The organism is Micromonospora sp. M71_S20 (assembly GCF_003664255.1).
Classification (GTDB): Bacteria; Actinomycetota; Actinomycetes; order Mycobacteriales; family Micromonosporaceae; genus Micromonospora.
This window is the reverse complement of sequence record NZ_RCCV01000001.1, coordinates 3,112,910-3,130,916: the sequence shown is the minus strand read 5'-3', so window position 1 is coordinate 3,130,916 and position 18,007 is coordinate 3,112,910. Positions and strand designations below refer to the sequence as shown.

Here is an 18,007-nt window from a genome sequence, read left to right as displayed (position 1 = left end):
CCGCCACGCTCACGCCGGTGGCGGCCGGCCCGCGTGGTGGAAGACCGGGTAGGCCCACAGCGGCTCGCCGTCGGCGTCGGCGATCTCGGCGAACAGGTGCGCCAGTGACCGCGTCCACCGCGCCTGCACGGCGGAGGCCGCGGTGACCCGGCGCGCCCGCGGGTAGCCGTCGCGGGTCCGCAGCACGCAGATCAGCAGCAGTCCGTGCCGGTAGATGTGGTAGTCGTAGACGCCGGCCTCGTCCAGCAGCGCCGACATCTCCGGCCAGATCTCGGCGTGCCGGCGCTCGTACTCCCCCTCGGCGCCCGGGCGCAGCCGGTAGAGGTGGCACAGCTGCGCCCCGGGCCCCGAAGCCCCGGGATCGGCCGCCGGCCCGGTGCCGCCGGAACCGGGCACGAGACCGCCGGAGCCGGGGCCGCCGGCACCGGGGCCCTCCGCCGGCGGGCTCACTTGCCGGAGCCGGCGAGCGCGCCGGAGACGAGCTGACGCTGGAAGACCAGGTAGATGATCAGCACCGGCAGCAGGGCGACGATCAGGCCGGCGCTGACCAGCGGCACCGACACGTCGTACTGGCCGCTGAGCAGGGAGACGCCGACCATCAGGGTCTTGCTGTCCGAACCGCCCATGATGACCAGGGGCAGCAGCAGGTCGTTCCACATCCAGACGAAGTTGAAGATGGCCAGCGCCGCGAGTGCCGGCGCGGCGATCGGCGCCAGCAGCCGGAACAGGATGGTGAAGTGGCCCGCGCCGTCGACCCGGGCCGCCTCGATCAGCTCGTCGGGCACCTGCTGGAAGTAGCCGGCGAGCTGGTAGGTGCCCAGCGGCAGCCCGAACGCCGCGTACGCCAGGATCAGCCCCTGGTACTCGCCGGACATGCCCAGGTCCAGCACCGTCTGGTAGAGCGGGTAGATGATCGCCTGACCGGGGATGGTCAGGGTGATGATGATCAGCAGGAAGACCACCTTGCCGCCGCGGAAGCGCAGCTTCGTCACCGCGTACGCGACCAGCAGCGCGGCGAGCACCGACAGCACCAGCCCGCCCACGGTGGTGATCAGCGAGTTGAGCAGCAGCCGGGGCATGTCCATCCGGCGGAACGCCTCGAGGTAGTTGTCGAGGGTGATCCCGCTCGGCAGGCCCAGCGGGTCCTGGGCGAAGCCCGTCTGCGTCTTCAGCGAGCTGACCACCGTGAACAGCAGCGGGTAGACCGCCGCGACCGCGACGACGACCAGCGCGAACGTGAGCAGGTAGCGCCCGGCGCGGGCGAATTGGCGCTGGTTCATCGCGGCTTCCTGGTCCCCTCTGTGAACATGTGCCGCACGCTGAAGATCGAGAGCACGGCGACGAAGACGAACAGCGCGATGCCGATGGCGGAGCCGTAGCCGCGGTCGAGGAACTGGAAGGTGGTCAGGAAGACCAGGTACTCCGGCAGCATCGTGGCGTCGCCCGGCCCGCCCTGGGTCAGCGCGTAGATCAGCGGGAAGAGCCAGATCAGGACGCCCGAGGCGCACAGCACGCTCCAGTACGCCACGGTGGGCCGCAGCATCGGCACCACCACGGAGAGCAGGCGCCGCCAGAACCCGGCGCCGTCGAGGTAGGCCGCTTCGAGGGTCTCCTCGGGGATGGTGGCCAGCCCGGCCAGGTAGGTCATCACGCCCAGGCCGAAGAAACTCCACAGCGCGACCGCGACCAGTGCGAACAGCGCGCTGTAGCGGCCGTTGAGCCACTGGATCGCCAGCGGTTCGAGGCCGACCGTACGCAGCAGGGCGTTCAGGGGTCCGTCGGGGGCGAGGATCTGCCGGAACATGATCCCGACGACGATCGGGGCGATGGTGTACGGGACGAAGTAGACGGCCCGGAAGAACTTCCAGCCCGGCGAACGCTGGTGGATCAGCAGCGCCAGCACCAGCGGCAGCACGATCCACACCGGCAGGGTGGCCACCACCAGCAGGGCGTTGCGGAAGCTGGTGAGCACCATCGGGTCGTCGAGCATGCGGGTGTAGTTGTCGGCCCCGGCGAACGAGCTGCCACCGAACCCGCTGGACGACTCGGTGCTGGTGATCACTCCCCGGATCAGGGGCACCACCTTGAACATCACGGCCAGGACCAGCGCGGGCAGCACCAGCACGGCGCCCAGCCACCACTCGCGGGCACGGCCGGGGCGCGGGGGCCGCCGGGCGGGTCGGGTCGGCTTGTCGGCGGCCACCGGCTCCGGCACCGGCGCGGTGGAGATCGTCATCTGGCTTCCTTCTCCGGCTGGCGGGGCGGGGCGTCTCCGCCCCGCCCCGTACGGCTAGTTGCCCTGCTTCTTGGTGGGGCTGCGCTCCAGCGCCTGCTGCATCTGCTCGGCCCACTTGTCGACGGTGAGCTGACCGAGGCTCACCTGCTGCCAGCCGCGGGCCAGCGCGTCGGCCTCGGGTCCGGAGAGCATCACCCCGGCGTGCAGGGTCGGCTCGGCGACCAGCTCCTGGATCTTCTGGAAGGCCGGCGAGGAGGGCAGCAGCGCCTTGTCGACGTTCTTGTTCAGCGGCTGGCCCTTGGCGTGCTTCACCCACAGCTCGCCGTTCTCCTTGCCGGCGAGCCAGGTGATGAACTCCAGCCCGGCGTCCTTCTTCTCGCTCCACTTCGTCACGCCGTAGACGGCGCCCTCGATGCCGGAGAACTTCTGCGCCAGCGCGGCGGTGGGTTCGGCTGCCGGCCAGCGGGTGACGCCGAGCTTGTCGTCGCCAAGGGCCTTGCCGAACGCCTCCCAGTTCACGGCGTCGGAGATGATCGTCCCGGCGAACGCGGCGTCGCCGCGCTGGAAGATGTCCGCGCCGTCGGGAAGCATCGTGATCGACGGCGCGTTGCTGTTCGCCCAGCCCTTGGTGGTGATCTCGGCGAGCTTCTCCAGCACCGCGACCAGCTTCGGGTCCTTCCAGGACAGGGTGCCGGCCAGCAGGCCGCGGATGTCGTCCTCGCTGAGGTAGCTGCGGGCGATCTCGGGGAAGTCCCAGTACGCGGGGAAGGTGCCCGACAGCCCCAGGGCCAGGCAGGTCTTGCCGGCCTTCTTCACCGCCTCGCAGGCGGCGCTGAACTCGGTCCAGGTCGCCGGCGGCTTCTCGGGGTCGAGTCCGGCGGCGGTCAGGATGCTCTTGTTGTAGTAGAGGACGTTGCCCTGGTACGAGAAGGGCACGCCGTAGCAGGGCTTGGCGGTGTCGAAGCCCTCGCAGGCACCGCTGTAGGTGACGAGGTCCTTGTTGATCTCGGCGGCCTTGTCGCCCAGCGGCACGTACGCGCCGCGCCGGTCGAACAGCTCCAGGCCGGCGTTGTTGGCCATCACGTCCGGCCCCGACTGGGACGTGATGTAAGGGCCCTGCACCTCGGGGTACTTGTCGAACGGCACCGACTGCATGTCCAGCTTGATGTCCGGGTGGCTGGCCTCGAAGCTGGTCTTGACCTGCTTCCAGTACTCGGTGCCGCCCGGCTCCCAGGTCAGCACCTTGAGGGTGACCGGGCCGTCCGAGGCGTCGTCACCTCCGCACCCGGAGAGCAACGCGGCGGCGGCCATGCCGGCGGCGACGACGCCGGCGGCCAATCTACGTCGGATCATCAGCAGAAGCTCCTGTCAGCGAGGGGGATGGGGAACTCGGCGGGGGGCGCCGTCGGCGGTGGCGCTGTCGACGACGGCGGCGGCGATCTGCACCACGTGCAGCCCGTCGGCGAGGGGAACGACCGGGGTGGGCTCGCTGCCGTCCAGCCGGCGCAGGAAGTGCCGCAGCTCGGCGGCGAGCGCGCCACCGCCGTCGGCCGGGGAGAGCAGCCAGTCCGGCGCCTCCGTCCGCTCGGCCTGCACGAGCAGCGTGGGGTGCCCGAGGTCGACGTGGCCGACCCCGTCGGTGCCGTACACCTCGACCAGGTCGAAGGTGTGGTTGGGGGTGTGTTCGGGCAGGAGGTAGCTGTTGCGGACCGACGACACGACGCCGTTGGCGTGTCGAAGCTCCGCCCACACCAGCACCGGCGTCGCCGATCCCGGGCGGGTCCGGGCCGCCGCGCGTACCTCGACCACCGGCGACTGCGCGTACCACAGCGCCAGGTCGATGTCGTGCACGGCGGTCAGCAGGGCGGGATGTTCCTCGGGGAAGAGCCGGGTCAGGGTGCGGGGGCGGTCCCGGCGCGAGGAGACGGCCAGCACCTGACCCAGCCGGCCGGCACGGACGGCGTCGTGCAGCGCCCGGTGGGCGGGGCTGTACCGCAGGATGTGCCCCGGCTGGCAGAGCACCCCGTGCGCCTCGGCGGCGGCGACGATGGCGGCGGCGTCGGCGACGGTCGCGGCCAGCGGCTTCTCGACCAGGACGGGCACCCCGGCGGCGATCAGGGCGACGGCGACGGCACGGTGCGCCGAGCCGGGTACGCACACGGACGCGGCGTCCGGCGTGCCGGCGGCGAGCAGGTCGGCGACCGTGGGATAGCTGTGCGGGATGCCGTGGCGGCCGGCCACCCGCTGCCGGGTGGCCGCGTCGGGGTCGACCAGCGCGTCGACGCGTACGCCCAATGCCTGGTAGGCGGCCACGTGCCGGACGCCGAACGCGCCCCCGCCGACCACCGCCACCCGCGGTCCGTCCTTCATCCGTCCACCGCCCCGGCGGACGCCGGCGCGCCCTGCGCGACGTCGGCCCGCAGTCGACCGTCGAGGACCGCCCGCGTGAGCCGCTCCAGGGCGGCCACCCCCGTCACCAGGCACCGCTCGTCGACGTCGAACGCGCCGGAGTGCAGCGGGGCTCCGCCGCGCTCGCCGGTGACGCCCAGCTTGACGTAGAGGCTCGGACCGAGCGCGCCGAGCAGCGCGAAGTCGTCCGTGGTCAGGGGCGGCACCGGCAGATCGACGACGTCGACGGTCCCGGGCAGCTCGGCGTGCGCGAGGGCGACCAGCTCGGCGGCGTTGCGCACCGGGGGCATCTCGTTGGCCCAGGTGAAGCGCACGCCGAGATCGAGCGCCGCGGCCTGCTGGCGGGTGACGCGTTCGATCACCGCCTTGAGCCGCTCCCGGACGGCCGGGTCGTGGGTACGCAGGGTGCCGGTCGCCTCGGCGCAGTCGGCGACCTGGCTCTGGCTCGCCCCGCCGGAGATGGTGCCGATGTTGAAGGCGACCAGTTCCTCGGGGTTGCGGGCCCGGGCCACGGCGGCGTGCAGGGTGGTGACCATGGCGGTGAGGCCCAGGATGGCGTCGCGCCCCAGCGCCGGGGTCGCGGCGTGCGCGGCCACCCCGAGCAACTCGACGCGGAACGCGTCCTTCGCCGCCATCGCGGTGCTCCGGTCGACACCGAGCGTGCCCGCCGCCAGGTCCGGCCAGCAGTGCAGGCCGAGCACCGCGGCGAACCGGCGGTCACGGAACGCCTCGTCGGCGAGCACCGCGGCGGCGCCGGAGTCGGCTCCGAACGGGATCTCCTCGGCGGGCTGGAACAGCAGGGTCACCGAGCCCCGGGCCGGCGGGTCGGCGGCGAGCCGGGCGGCGACTCCGTAGACGACGGTCATGTGCACGTCGTGCCCGCAGGCGTGGCAGACGCCGGGGTTGCGGGAGGCGTACGGCTCCTGCTTGGCGTCCTGAACGGGATAGGCGTCCATATCGGCCCGAAGGAGAACCTCGGGTCCGGGCGCAGCTCCATCGATCTCCAGAGCCAGGCCGGTGCCGGCAATTCCGGTCCGGATCCGGCCCAGGGGCCGCAACAGCTCCACGAGGATGGCGGCTGTTTGTCGCTCAGCGAACCGCAGCTCAGGGTGTTGGTGAAGCTGGCGCCGCAGCCGGACCAGCTCATCAACGTCGTCGCCTTCCAGCGTCACGCGGTTCACCCCTTGCTCGCGCCCTCAGTTACGGACCTAATTGAGACAAGAACCTAAGTCAGGGGTGCCGCCACGTCAATGGCCTGCGGAAATTTGGGTTAGGGTCCGACCATGCGACGCGCTGACGCCCACCTGCACCTGTTCGCCGACGGCTACCCCGGCCGCTACGGCCGCTCCCCCGCCGGCGGCGACGAACTGGCCGTCTACCAGGGCATACGTCGCGAGCACGGCATCGAACGGGCACTCGTGGTCGGCTACGAGGGCGAGCCGCGCTTCGCCGGCAACAACGACCATCTCGCCCGGCTGGCCGCCGCGCACGACTGGATCGCCCCGGTCGCCTACGTCCCACCAGGCGGACCGGCCGGAGCGGGCGGGACCGGGACCTGGCTGTCCGCCGGCTTCGTCGGCGTCGCTGCGTACCTGCCCGACGAGGCGGCCGCCGAGGCGTTCGCCGCCTGGACGACGCACGAGGCGCCGACGCTGAACGGCGCCGGGGCGGTGGTGAGCCTCAACGCCACCCCCGCGGCGACCACGCGGCTCGGCCCGGCCCTGGCCGCCCTGGACGGCTGCACCGTGCTGTTCAGCCACCTCGGCCTGCCCGGGGAACACGCTGAGGTGCCCACCCGCGATACGGCGGAGGCCGTCCTCGCTCCCCTGACGCGGATCGCCCGGTCACCCCACGTCGGGGTCAAGGTCTCCGGCCTGTACGCGGTCAGCCACCCGGCACACGCCTTCCCGCACCGGGCGGCCCGCCCCTTCGTCGACCTGCTCCTCGACCGCTTCGGCCCACGGCGCCTGTACTGGGGATCCGACTTCTCCCCCAGCCTCGACCACGTGTCCTTCGCCCAGGCGGCCCACCCGACCGGTCTCGACGGGCTGTCGGCCGGGGACCGCGACGCCGTCCTCGGCGGCAACCTCCTGCGCGCCCTCGACCGCCACGCCGCCGCCACCGGGCGACGGCCGGCGGTGTCCCCGCCGGAGCCGGGCCGGATAGCCTCCCCGTCGTGACGCGCGAGAACGAGATCACCGAGCCGGTCGACCTGTGCCTTGCGGGCGGGCGGCTCGATCCCGCCGCCGTGGGCTGGAGCCGCCGTCCACTGCACCGGGCGAACCTGCGTGGCTGGGGCCGCAACAAACGCTGGGAGTACTGGGGCGTCGTCACGCCGACCCACATCGTCGGCGTGGTCGCCTCGTCGCTGGACTACGCGGGCGTGCACAGCCTCTACGTGCTCGACCGCGCGACGAAGGCCGAGATCGACAGGAACGCGGTGGTCCCCTTCGCCCGGGGCACGCTCTTCCCGCCGGTCAGCGGGGCGGGCGCGGTGCGGGCACGCGGCGGCGGGCTCTCGATCGACATCGACCAGGCGGCGTCGGGCACCACCATCCGCGCCACCGCCCCCGGTCTGGAGGTCGACCTCGTGGTGCCGCTGCCGGCGGGGCACGAGTCGCTCGGCGTGGTGGTGCCCTGGAGCACCCGCCGGTTCCAGTACACCGTCAAGGACCTCGGCCGCCCGGTGCGCGGCACCCTGCGGGTCGACGGGGTGGAGCATCCGGTCGCCGAGGCGGACTCCTTCGCCGTCCTCGACCACGGTCGCGGCAGGTGGCCGTACGCGATCCGCTGGAACTGGGCCGCCGGCAGCGGCCCGGGTCGGGCGATCCAGCTCGGCGGCCGGTGGACCGACGGCACCGGCTCGACCGAGAACGGCCTCTTCGTCGACGGCCGGCTGCACAAGATCGGCGACGAGCTGCGCTGGGAGTACGACCGTGCCGACTGGTTGCGGCCGTGGCGGATCAGCGGTGAGCGGGTGGCGGTGGAGTTCCACCCCTTCCACGAGAAGATCGCCAGGACGAACTTCGGTGTGCTCGCCAACGAGACGCACCAGTGCTTCGGGCACTTCACCGGCTGGGCGGCGGCCGACGACGGCGAGCGCGTCGACCTGGAGGGACTGGTCGGCTGGGCCGAGGAGGCCCGCAACCGCTGGTAGCGGCGTCGAGGGCCGGACGTGGGCGCCGGGCGGGCGGGACCGGGGGCGACGCCGGGTCCTATGGTGGGCGGTATGGCAAGCCCTGGCCCCTCCGCCGACGGCTCGGCGGCCCGGAACCCGCTCACCCTGCTCACGCTGGACGAACTCCGGCAGCGCACCAGCGTGAAGTGGCGCATGTTCGCGCCCGACGTGCTCCCGCTCTGGGTCGCGGAGATGGACGTGCCCCTCGCTCCCCCGGTGGCCGACGCGCTCCGCCGCGCGGTCGACCTCGGCGACACCGGCTACCCGTACGGGACGGCGTACGCCGAGGCGGTCGGTGACTTCGCCGCACAGCGCTGGGGCTGGCCCGACTTCCGCGTCGCGCACACCTCGGTCGTGCCCGACGTGATGATGGGCATCGTCGAGGTGCTCCGGCTCGTCACCGACCCCGGCGACGCGGTCGTGGTCTGCTCCCCCGTCTACCCGCCCTTCTACGCCTTTGTCAGCCACGCCGACCGGCAGGTGGTCGAGGCCCCGCTCGGGCCCGACCGGCGCATGGACCCCGCCGCCCTCGACGAGGCCTTCCGCCGCGCGCGGGCCCACGGCCGCCGGCCGGCGTTCCTGCTGTGCAACCCGCACAACCCGACCGGGGTCGTCCACCGGCGCGACGAGCTCGAAACCGTCGCCGCGCTGGCCGACCGGCACGGCGTACGGGTCATCTCCGACGAGATCCACGCCCCCCTGGTGCTGCCGGGGGCGCACTTCACCCCGTACCTGACGGTGGCCGGCGCCGAGAACGCGTTCGCCCTGACCTCCGCCTCGAAGGCCTGGAACCTCGCCGGCCTCAAGGCGGCGCTCGCGGTCGCCGGCCCGCAGGCCGTGCCCGACCTCCGCCGCATGCCGGAAGAGGTCAGCCACGGGCCCAGCCACCTCGGCGTCATCGCGCACACCGTCGCGTTCCGCGAGGGCGGGCCGTGGCTCGACCTCCTCCTCGACGGTCTCGACGGCAACCGCACGCTGCTCGCGACGCTGCTGGCGAAGCACCTGCCGTCCGTCCCGTACCACCGCCCCGAGGGCACCTACCTCGCCTGGCTGGACTGCACCGGGCTCGGCGTCGACACGGAACAGCCGGCCGACGACATCGGCGTGGTCAGCGACGTCGCCGGGCCGGCGAAGATGTTCCTCGACCACGCGCGGGTCGCCCTCAGCTCCGGGCACGTCTTCGGCACCGGCGGGGCGGGCTTCGTCCGGCTCAACTTCGCCACCTCGCCGGCGATCCTCACCGAGGCCGTCGCCCGCATGGGCGACGCCGTCCGCTGAGGACGCCCGCCGTCAGCATGGGCCCGGGCGACGTTCAGGTTCGGCGCGGCGTTCGCGTTCAGTCACCGTCAGCGCCGCCGGAGCGGTCGGCGTCGGCCGGCCGATCGACCAGCCGCTGGTAGTGCTGCACCGCGAGCAGGACCGCCAACTGACCGAGCGCGCTGACGGCGGCGGCGAACTGGTCGAGGTAGAACACCAGCAGGTTCACCACGCTCAGCGAGGTGACCAGACCCGCCCGGGCGATCTCCACGGCTCGGCGGGCCACCCCACGGAGCAGCAGCCCGGCGGCCAGGACGAGCGCGGTTCCGACGCAGGCGTCCAGCAACGCCCGGACGAGCAGGAGCAGCACCCCGCGGCGGTCCTGGATGTCGATGCGGGCGAACTCGTTGGCGGTGGCGAGCACCCCACCGGTGGTCCCGTCACGCAGGTCGAGAGCGACGGCGACGATCGTGGTGAGGTCGCTGAGGGCGGCGAAGCCCAGTAGCCCGAGTGCCACGACCAGCCCGACGCGCAGCCGACCCCGGGTCAACGACCGAGCCACCCACGCCCGCACGGCGACCGCGATCCGGGAGATCCGTCCTGATCGCTGCTCGTACGGCGGCAGCACCCCGGGCCCGGTCAGCTCCAGCAGCGCCGCAGCCAGCGGTCGCAGCTCATCGCCGTCCGGGCTCGCGGCGGCGGTGCCGAGTCGTCGCCGCAGCTGCGCCCGGTCCCGTTCGCCGAGTCTCCCGTCGACGGCCTCGCCGAGCAGCTCCAGCGCGGCGTGCAGTTGCGCACGCGTGCCCTCGACCCGCGTGCCCCGGGCGCGCACGTACAGCCACACGGCGATGAGGAAGGCCGCGTAGGCGATGGGCGCGGCGGCCGGGAAGAAGTAGTCGTTGTCGGCGGTGATGAACTTGCCGACCTCGTCGATGAAGAGTCCTGCGCCGATCCCGGCCAGCAGCGCCGCCCAGAGCAGCGCGGCCCGGCTGACGACGAGCAGCGGGACGAGCGAGGCGACGAACAACGACAGGCCACCCCACAGGGCGTGCGAGATGTGCAACGTACCGCCGCCGACCTGCGGATAACCGGTCAGCGCCAGGAACGCGCGGGTGCCGAGGACCGCGCCGCCGAAACCGATGAGCATCAGCAGCATGTAGCGCTCCGCGCCCAGTCGTGCCACCAGGCGCCGAGATGACCGACGCCGACGCTGCCGGTGGGACGGGAAGCTCATGTGGACAGCAAACACCGGACGGCCGGGTGCCGGTGGCGCCTCCGCCGAACGCGAGCTTCGGTCACGGGCACCGTCGTCAGTCGACGACGGCAGCGGCCGGCGAGGCTGCCGTCGGTGAACCTGTCGCCGACCGGGTACCAGCCGACCGGCGACCGCACTGACTCCGGGCTCGGCGGTGGCGGCGATCGCGGCGGGCACCACGAAGATCGTCTACACCCTCAACGGCGGCCGGATCTTCGAGGCGGCCAGCAACGCGGGCTGGCGCAATCTGAACAGTGGGGTCCGCGGCGCCACGGCGGCCGTGCTGGCGGTAGGGAACAACAAGTACATCTACGCCGCCTGAACCACTGGCGGGGGCCTCCCGCGCGGGAGGTAGCCGCGGCGACCGCCGTGGTCCAATGGCACCCATGCTTCGACAGCGGGCCCTTGCCGTCCTTCTGTTCTCGATCGCGCTTCTGGCCCTGGCCGCCTCGCACACGTTCCCGTTCCTCGACGACCTCTCCGAGCTGGCCGAGTCGGCGATCGCGTTCCTGGGCGCGGCGTGCCTCCTGACCGGGGTGTGGCTGTGGTTGCGGAAGCCACCGGGACGGTCGTCGCATCCGGCCGGCGACGGCGGCGAACACTGACAGACCCGCAGCAAGCGGGGCGGGCGAATGCGCAACCACCCCGGAACGCCCGGCCTCGTTCCGCAAGTCCTGACGGCACCGCGGCGAGCGCGGGTAGCGTCGCCGGTGTGAGGGTGTTGCTGCGGCACGGCCCTGGCGACGGGCAGGTGGTCGACGGCCAAGGCGAGACGGTGGTGTGGGGTGCCTGCCTGTACGAGCGGACCGGCGACCGCGAGGAGCGCCACGGTCACACGCTGGTCGTGTTCCGGCACCGGCCGGACTGCTGCGAGCCGTACGGGCGGGGCGGCGAGGACCGCTGCGAGTGACGCCTCGACAGTCCGGTCCTCGCGCCGGCCTCAGCGCCGGGCGCCGCCGGGTCGACCTCGGCCGGTTCCGGGGGCCCGGTGGCCGATGCGCGGAGCCCGTACCACCGCGGCGCCGCCCGCCCCGGGGCGGAAGTTCCGCGCCGCGCCGGCAACCATCTCGTCGGGATCGCTGCCGAGGGCCTGCCGGATGTGTGGCGGAACCATCTCCGACGTCGCCAACGCCATCCGCACCTGCACCGAGCGGTCGTCGACGAGGCGTCGCAGATCCGCGTCGTCCAGCTCGACCGCGAGCACCAGCGCGACGCGGACGTCCACCACGGGATCCTGGGCGAGCGCGCTGCGCTGGGCGGCGGTGGTCCGCGGGTTGCGGGCGAGCCCCTTGCGTACGCGCGCGGTGCGGTCGGCCATCAGGGCGGTGATCACGTCGGGGTCGTGGGTGTGAGTGGCGAGTCGTTCCCGTACCTCGGGAGAGACGTCGTCGGCCAAGCGCGCGGCCAGCTCGGGTTCCAGGTCGCGCGTCTCCGCGAGGAGACCGCGAAGCTCCTTGTCGGGAGCCTCCGCCATCACCCGACGGACCGACTCGTCGCAGGACGGGTTACCGGCGACCGCCCAGCGGACCCACCGGTCGGCGTCCTTGACGAGTAGCAGGAGGTTGCCGATCGAGGTCGAGGGGTTTCTCGCCACGGCCTCGCGGACCTGACGGTCATGGTCCCGGGCCAGCGGTCGCAGTGCCTGCGCGGGCGCGTCGGTGCGCGTCGCGACCGCCTTACGGACCACGGCCGACGGGTCGGACGCCAGGTCGATGAGGGTCATCTGTGGCGTGGCGGGGTCCTGGGCGACGGCGAGCCGCGCGTCGACGCCGCCACCCGTCGCGCCGTCCGCGGCGGTACCTGACCCACTGTGACGGTCGGGTCCGCCGACGTCCTGCTGTTTCCCCATGGGCGCCATCATGTCACGGGCCGTGCCGTGCACCGGACGGACCGGGTCGGCCGCCCAGGGGTGATCGACACCACCACCTGGGCGACCGAGGATCTCGATGGCACCGCCGTGGCAGCAGGTACCACGGCGGACGCCTCAACTCCCGGCGCGGCTGGCCCGGCCCGCGCCGGTCAGTTCTTGGCCTTCGCGTAGTCGAAGAGGTCGGCGACGTCCTCGTCGAAGTACGGACCGTACATGTTGCCGGAGAACTTGTACGAGGCCACCGAGTTCACGTGCCCGAAGCCCTGCGAGTTGTTCCAGGCCCGCAGGAAGGGCCCGCCGCTGGTGCCCTCGTTCAGCGGGCAGTTCATGAGCTTGACCCGCTGGGTTCCCGCGGCCTGCGTCGTGCTCTGGCAGTAGTGCTGCCACCTGCCGTCGAAGGGCGCGGCGCCGGGATAACCGAGCAGGGTGGCGGCGACGCTGCGGGGGTAGTTGAAGCTGATGCCCTCCCCGCCGGTGACGTCCACCAGTCGTTTGCCGTTGCGCGGCCACACGGTGACGAACCCGTAGTCCCACCACAGGATGTCGTGGTCGACCCAGCCCTTGGTGGAGGTCATGCTCCGGGCGCTCCACAGCCCCCAGGCGGACGGGCCGTCGGCGTAGTTCGGGGCGAAGACCCAGTTGGTGTACCAGTTGTCGGAGCCGTCGCCGGGGTGCAGGCAGTGCCCGGCGGTGGAGACCAGGTTCGCCTTGGCCGTGTTGATCGCGCTGGCGGAGCAGTAGTGGTCCTCGTCGTTGGCGTCGGTGAAGAAGACCCGGCCGACACCGGGTGAGGGATTGACGGACTGGGTTCCCGCCCCCGCGGAGGCGTTGCGGGCCGAGACCGGGGCACCGGGGACCGCCGTGCCGGTGCCGCGCGGACCGATGGGCTCCGCGCCCGACCGCGGTTCGCCGACCCGACCCGGCCGGTCCACGGCCTCCCCGGCCAGTTCCTCCCCGCCCACCAACGGTTCCAGCGGCGTCGCGGCTCGCATCCGCTCCGGCGTCCAGTACGCGTCGGCCAGGGCCTGCGCGGTCGCCGCGTCCCGGATCGGCCGGCCGTGGAACGTCGCCTCCGCCCCGGCGGGGATCCCGTTCGGCGTGGTCGCGCTCGCCTGTGCCGGTGTGCCGGCCAGAGCGAGCCCGCAGAGCATGGCGGTGGCCGCCGAGATGATGCCGTAACGCCTTCGCACCCGTGCCTCCTTTGGAGCCGGCCCGGGTGGCCATCCGCCACGGGCCCGGCACCGGTGACGCTAGGGCGCCGACCCGGCGCCGGGCAGTGGTCTGTCGGCATTGATCCACAGACACGTATCTGCTTGCGGCCGGGCGCGCGCCTCGGCGTGACCGGTCACCGCGTCACGGGCACGGCGTCCGCGCGCAGACGTCGATGACCTTTCCGGTGAGCAGGAACACCGCCTTCTGCTTCTGGGCTCCGGCCTGGGCGCGCGGGAACTCGTGCGAATCCTCGCCGTACTCCGGCCCGGCCGGGGCGAGGTTGGTCGGGGGTGGCGCGTACGCCGCGCCGCTGTTCCAGATCACGATCGCCGAGCCGGTGTACGGGTACCTGCGGATCGGCGCGATGCCCCAGTACGGCCGCACGTCCCGTGACCAGCCGTCGGCGAGCGCGGGGGTGTGCAGGCGGGCGCCGATGGTGCGCGCCTGGACCTCCGCCGCAGCGGGGGAAACCTGCTGGTCGCCGAAGGCCACGTGCATCAGCACCTGGTGCGCCGGGGTGCCCGGCAACGGACGGTCGGTCATGTGCTGGGCGTACCCGTTGGCCTCGGACCGGTCCCACAACATCTGCAACAGCGCGAGAATCAGCTGCTGGTCGACCTTGTCCGGATAGTGGCCGTCCATGATCGTCTGGAACGGGGTGAAGGCCACGCTGCGTTGCAGCAGCGTGGAGTAGTTCATCGCCGGCACGCCGAGCACCGACCGGGTCCAGTCCTGGGCGATGGCGGTGAGCGCGCCGCCGTTGATGCCGCCCTGGCTGTTGCCGTCGTAGTGCAGACCACCGGCCACGTTGATCAGCGGCCGTCCGGCGGCGTCCCGGAACGCCGGGTGGGCGGCGAACCCGCCCCGGTGGATCATCGTCCGACCCAGGAAGAGGAAGTTCAGGTAGCTCTGCTGCAACCGGTCGACCACCGCGGGGAAGCCGCTGAGGTCGGTGAAGGCGCCGGCCACGTAGGGGACGTCGGCGGCGGCCATGCCGATCCAGCTGGTGGCGCAGAAGGTGAAGTCGTACGTGTGCGACATCGTCCTGACATTGCCGGCGTTGATCTCGGTCGGCTTGCCGAGCAGGCCGTGGCCGTAGAGCGACAGGTGCGCCGGCTTCGCGGCGGAGGCGCTGCGCGGGATGTTGCAGACGAAGTCGGCCGCCACCGTCGCGCCGGACGGCGTGGGCAGGGCGTTCGGCGTCGGTGGCGTCCCGTCGCCGCCGGCCGGCCCGTAGTGCAGCCGGGAGCCGGGCCCGCCATCGCCGGTCAGATACGACGGTACGCCGATGGTGCCGGTCACCTGCCGGGCGATCAGCGGCTCCTGCTCCGGCGGGTAGTCGGTCACCTGGGTGACGGTGAACGACGGTGCGGCCCGCCGGAGCGCGGCGAACGCGCCGTCCCGGATCGCCAGCGTCCGCCCGGTCAGCCCGTGCCGGCTGGCCACGGTGAAGTCCCAGGCCAGGTAGAGGCTGTGCCGCTTGACGCCGGCCCGGGTCAGGTCGGCGAGGATCCGCTTCATCTGTGGGACGCGACGGTCCCGGTGGCCGAGGCCGGCACCGGTCACGTACGCCGTGAACGCCTTCGGCGCGGGGATCAGCGCCCCGTCGCCGTCGCGCAGGCCGCGCAGGCCGACGACGTAGCGGGTGCCCTCGGTCAGCGCCACCGCGGGCCGGATGATCAGCGACTGCCGCTCCGGTTGGCCGGTCGCGTGCGCGTCCAGCTCGGCCCAGTACGGCGTGCGCCTGCCGGTGCGGGCGTCGAGCAGCACGATCGGCGCGTCCGGCGCCAGCGAGCGGCCGATGTCGGTGACCGGCGCGATCCCGGTCGCCGCCGCGTCGAGGCCGGGCACGCGCACCAGAATCGGCGAGCCGGGACTGAACCCGTCCTGCCGGTTCCACTCCGTCGGGTCAATCGGGGTCCCCTGCGCGTTGGCGGGCATCGCGGAGGCCGCGAACCGCACCCGCTTGCCGGTCGGGCTGCTCCGGTCCGGCACGGTGAAGTAGTCGTTCGGGAACGGCAGCAGGCAGGCAGTCGGGTCGATCGGGTCGCAGTCCTGCTGCCCGGCCGGTGCGGGCGTCGCCGCGGCGGCGCCCGCGCCGAGCAGGACGGCGCCGGCGGTCACCAGCACGGACACGGCGAGACGGAGCCGTCTGGGTGTGGTCACGCGCATCTCCTTCGACACCGGACCGTGGTCCGATGCGGGGGCCGACGATGGTGGGTGGGGCGTGGTGTTCTTCCTACGCTCGTGAATGGATCTCGGCAAGGGGGGGGCGCTACTCCCACGACCTGGCGGCGAAGCCGGACAGGTAGGCGGGTACCTGCTCGCGTCGCACGGTCTCAGGGCCCTCCGTCAGGGATCGGCATCAGGACCTGCGTGACACCGCGGGCCAGCCTTCCGCCCGTCGCCAGAGCGGGCCCCGCCCCGATGAGCAAGAGCGCGCCACCCCCCAGGCAGGCGTGCTGACGTCTACAGCGCGAGCATCGCCGCGGTGACCTCATCGGCGGCCGCGTCGGGGATCGCGGTCGCGGCCTGTTCGAGCACGAGCAGCCGCGCGCCGGGGACCTCGCGCGCGAGCGCCTCGCCGTTGCCGACCGGGAAGAACGGGTCGTGACGACCGTGCACCACGAGCGTCGGTATCGCGAGTTCGGGCAGGCGCTCGCGCCAGCGCGGCTCACAGTCCAGCCTGGAGAACACCATGCCCATCTGGTTGGCCATCTGGATCGCGGGCTCCTTGCCCGGCGTACGGTCGAAGATGCGCTCGGCCTTCGCGCGCGCCGCGGCGGGGTCGTCGCCGAGGATCTCCGCGCTGGCGGCGGCGAACTCCGCCACGGCAGCGCGGTCGGACCAGTCGGGCATCGGCAGCGCGAACCGCCGGCCCATCGTCGCCGCGTCGTGGTCGGGCAGGTCGTCGTCGACCGGGCCCGGTGCGACGGGCCGCGTCCCGGCGAGGGTGAGTGCCGAGAACGCCTCCGGGTGGTCGAGCGCGGCGACCTGGGCGACCATCCCGCCGACGCCGATGCCCGCCAGGTGCGCCGGTCGGTCGTCGAGTCCGCGGGCGAGCGCGGCGGCGTCGGCGGCGAGGTCGCGCAGCGTGTACGCCGGCGCCTCGGGGTCGACCGTCGTCGACGCGCCGGAGTCGCGCAGGTCGTAGCGCACGACGTGACGTCCGCCGCGCGCGAGCGTCTCGCAGAGCGCGTCGGGCCAGGAGAGCATGGTCGGGCCGCCCGCGAGCAGCACGAGGGGCGCCGCCGCATCGCCGAAGTGCTCGACCCCGAGCGTCACGCCGTCGGGCGTGCGGAACGAGTTGGCCGTCGGATGCATCGTCGACCTCCAGGGCAGCTGCATGACTGCGGCACACGTTACGCGCGACGTCGCCCTCCACCTAGAACACCAGCACCGACTCGCGATCGGCCCGTCTCAGCCCTCCGAGGTGGCGGCGAACAGCCGCAGGCGGTCGGCCCGGGCCTGCGGCGGCGTCGACGTGTCGTGTCCGCAGGGGTATTCGCGCCACTCCTTGGGTTCGGCAGCCGCGTCAAACAAGCGCAGCCCCTCCGACAGGTAGACGACATCGTCGTCCCTGCCATGCTGGAACAGCAGTCGCCGGGCGCCCGGCACCGCGACGTAGGACGCCGGCTCGTAGCGGCGCAGGAACTCCAGGTAGGCGTCGGCTACCGGATCGTTCTGCGGCAGGCTGGCGGCGGCGACGCGCTGAAGGGTGCCGGCGCCGTAGGACGCGAGGGCCAGCGCAGACAGGCGCGGGTCCACCGCGCTGAGGATGGCACCAAACTGCGCGCCGCCGCTGTGTCCGAAGTAGCAGAGCCGGTCGGCCCACCCGGTCAGCAGGTCGAGACCGCGGAGCTGGGTCAGTACCGCGACCCGCACGGCGTCGGCCACAACCCCCTGGTCGCCGTGCGGCGGCAGTCGGTAGGCCGTCAGCAGCGCGGTCATGCCACGCTCGGCCATGTTGGTGGCCTCGTCGACGAAGAAGTGCCGGCCGTCGTCCGTACCGCCGTGGGTGAGGATGACGCCGGTGCCGTTCGGCCGGGCAGGGACGATGAGGGTGGCGCGGGCGCGGCCACCGGCGCCATGGTCGTAGGTGAGTTCGCTGATGGTGAGGTCCCCCGTCACCACATGGTCGTGGCGTTGGACCTCGAGCGGGGCGTCGTGGTCATAGTCGAACACAGCCGTCTCCATCGACCCTCCAGCGTGCGGCTTCCGTGCCGCCGTACGTTCGCACGGCAGCACGGATCGGCCAACCCAATTGGGAGCGGCTGACCGCCCCACCAGGTACGGGGCCGCCGCGCCGGGCCGGGCGGGGCGCAGAGGGCCGATCCAGTCGGTCATGCCTACGTCATCTGGCGGGGAGTTGTCATGGCTGGTGCTCCAGTAGGCTCTTGGGCCGGATGTCGGTCCATGACGCCTCGACATACGCCAGGCACTCCGCCCGCCCCGCGGGCCCAAAGGCCGTCTGCCAGCCATCGGGTACCGCGGCGAAGACGGGCCAGAGGCTGTGCTGACCTTCCGCGTTCACCAGGACCACAAACGTGCCGCTCTCGTCGTCGAACGGGTTTGCCATGTCATTTCCCT

Annotated in this window: 19 protein-coding genes; 6 read left to right on the top strand and 13 right to left on the bottom strand. The window is 72.8% G+C overall.

Going from position 1 to position 18,007, the window contains the following annotated elements; translation table 11 throughout:
- Positions 1-9: 9 nt before the first annotated feature.
- The 6 genes from DER29_RS14110 to DER29_RS14085 are packed head-to-tail and all read right to left on the bottom strand — an operon-like array spanning position 10 to position 5,817.
- Positions 10-450 carry an L-rhamnose mutarotase gene (locus tag DER29_RS14110; RefSeq protein ID WP_199729275.1) on the bottom strand — a complete coding sequence of 147 codons (441 nt, stop codon included), beginning with the start codon at positions 448-450 and terminating at the stop codon, positions 10-12.
- Positions 447-1,280, bottom strand: coding sequence for a carbohydrate ABC transporter permease (locus DER29_RS14105; RefSeq protein WP_101409386.1), 834 nt, complete (start codon positions 1,278-1,280; stop codon positions 447-449). Before DER29_RS14105 ends, DER29_RS14110 begins: the two co-directional genes overlap by 4 nt.
- Positions 1,277-2,236, bottom strand: coding sequence for a carbohydrate ABC transporter permease (locus tag DER29_RS14100; protein ID WP_121397749.1), 960 nt, complete (start codon positions 2,234-2,236; stop codon positions 1,277-1,279). The genes DER29_RS14105 and DER29_RS14100 overlap by 4 nt, the downstream gene beginning before the upstream one ends.
- Before the next feature lie 54 nt (positions 2,237-2,290).
- Positions 2,291-3,589: an ABC transporter substrate-binding protein gene (locus DER29_RS14095; RefSeq protein ID WP_233599790.1), complete on the bottom strand. Its 1,299-nt coding sequence runs from the start codon at positions 3,587-3,589 to the stop codon at positions 2,291-2,293.
- Positions 3,590-3,604: 15 nt separating this feature from the next.
- The gene (locus DER29_RS14090) at positions 3,605-4,606 is read right to left on the bottom strand and encodes a Gfo/Idh/MocA family protein (RefSeq protein ID WP_121397748.1); all 1,002 of its coding nucleotides are present in this window, start codon (positions 4,604-4,606) and stop codon (positions 3,605-3,607) included.
- Positions 4,603-5,817 (bottom strand): M20 family metallopeptidase, encoded by a 1,215-nt coding sequence (locus DER29_RS14085; RefSeq protein ID WP_158619023.1) that lies wholly within the window; start codon positions 5,815-5,817, stop codon positions 4,603-4,605. Before DER29_RS14085 ends, DER29_RS14090 begins: the two co-directional genes overlap by 4 nt.
- Positions 5,818-5,928: 111 nt before the next feature.
- On the opposite strand from DER29_RS14085, the gene DER29_RS14080 reads away from it, so the two are divergent.
- The 3 genes from DER29_RS14080 to DER29_RS14070 all read left to right on the top strand — a co-directional run bounded on the left by DER29_RS14080 (position 5,929) and on the right by DER29_RS14070 (position 9,101).
- Entirely contained in the window at positions 5,929-6,825 is an 897-nt protein-coding gene (locus DER29_RS14080; protein ID WP_121397746.1) for an amidohydrolase, read from the top strand.
- Positions 6,822-7,802 (top strand): DUF2804 domain-containing protein, encoded by a 981-nt coding sequence (locus DER29_RS14075; RefSeq protein WP_121397745.1) that lies wholly within the window; start codon positions 6,822-6,824, stop codon positions 7,800-7,802. The genes DER29_RS14080 and DER29_RS14075 overlap by 4 nt, the downstream gene beginning before the upstream one ends.
- A 72-nt stretch (positions 7,803-7,874) precedes the next feature.
- Positions 7,875-9,101, top strand: a complete 1,227-nt coding sequence (locus tag DER29_RS14070) for a MalY/PatB family protein (protein WP_121397744.1) — start codon at positions 7,875-7,877, stop codon at positions 9,099-9,101.
- 58 nt (positions 9,102-9,159) lie between these two features.
- On the opposite strand, the gene DER29_RS14065 is transcribed toward DER29_RS14070, so the two are convergent.
- Positions 9,160-10,263, bottom strand: a complete 1,104-nt coding sequence (locus tag DER29_RS14065) for a hypothetical protein (protein ID WP_158619022.1) — start codon at positions 10,261-10,263, stop codon at positions 9,160-9,162.
- A 226-nt stretch (positions 10,264-10,489) separates the two neighbouring features.
- Here DER29_RS14065 and DER29_RS34155 point away from each other — a divergent pair, with 226 nt between their 5' ends.
- The 3 genes from DER29_RS34155 (at position 10,490) to DER29_RS14055 (ending at position 11,245) form a co-directional block, all read left to right on the top strand.
- Positions 10,490-10,657 carry a hypothetical protein gene (locus DER29_RS34155; protein WP_158619021.1) on the top strand — a complete coding sequence of 56 codons (168 nt, stop codon included), beginning with the start codon at positions 10,490-10,492 and terminating at the stop codon, positions 10,655-10,657.
- Positions 10,658-10,721: 64 nt separating this feature from the next.
- Positions 10,722-10,940 (top strand): hypothetical protein, encoded by a 219-nt coding sequence (locus tag DER29_RS14060; RefSeq protein ID WP_233599788.1) that lies wholly within the window; start codon positions 10,722-10,724, stop codon positions 10,938-10,940.
- Between the two features lie 107 nt (positions 10,941-11,047).
- Complete coding sequence (locus DER29_RS14055) at positions 11,048-11,245, top strand: hypothetical protein (RefSeq protein WP_121397741.1); 198 nt, start codon at positions 11,048-11,050, stop codon at positions 11,243-11,245.
- A 30-nt stretch (positions 11,246-11,275) separates the two neighbouring features.
- Here the strand turns inward: DER29_RS14055 and DER29_RS14050 are convergent, their stop codons facing one another.
- The 6 genes from DER29_RS14050 to DER29_RS14025 all read right to left on the bottom strand — a co-directional run bounded on the left by DER29_RS14050 (position 11,276) and on the right by DER29_RS14025 (position 17,996).
- Positions 11,276-12,184: a hypothetical protein gene (locus DER29_RS14050; protein ID WP_121397740.1), complete on the bottom strand. Its 909-nt coding sequence runs from the start codon at positions 12,182-12,184 to the stop codon at positions 11,276-11,278.
- A 170-nt stretch (positions 12,185-12,354) separates the two neighbouring features.
- Positions 12,355-13,395: a serine protease gene (locus DER29_RS14045; protein WP_121397739.1), complete on the bottom strand. Its 1,041-nt coding sequence runs from the start codon at positions 13,393-13,395 to the stop codon at positions 12,355-12,357.
- 163 nt (positions 13,396-13,558) lie between these two features.
- Positions 13,559-15,589 carry a hypothetical protein gene (locus DER29_RS14040; RefSeq protein ID WP_233600062.1) on the bottom strand — a complete coding sequence of 677 codons (2,031 nt, stop codon included), beginning with the start codon at positions 15,587-15,589 and terminating at the stop codon, positions 13,559-13,561.
- Positions 15,590-15,886: 297 nt separating this feature from the next.
- On the bottom strand, positions 15,887-16,741 hold the full coding sequence (locus tag DER29_RS14035) for an alpha/beta fold hydrolase (protein WP_121399205.1): 855 nt from the start codon (positions 16,739-16,741) through the stop codon (positions 15,887-15,889).
- Between the two features lie 96 nt (positions 16,742-16,837).
- A complete protein-coding gene (locus DER29_RS14030; RefSeq protein WP_148710046.1) occupies positions 16,838-17,614 on the bottom strand; it encodes an alpha/beta hydrolase in 777 nt (258 codons plus the stop codon).
- A 175-nt stretch (positions 17,615-17,789) separates the two neighbouring features.
- Positions 17,790-17,996, bottom strand: coding sequence for an MbtH family protein (locus tag DER29_RS14025; protein WP_121397736.1), 207 nt, complete (start codon positions 17,994-17,996; stop codon positions 17,790-17,792).
- Between the last annotated feature and the right edge of the window lie 11 nt (positions 17,997-18,007).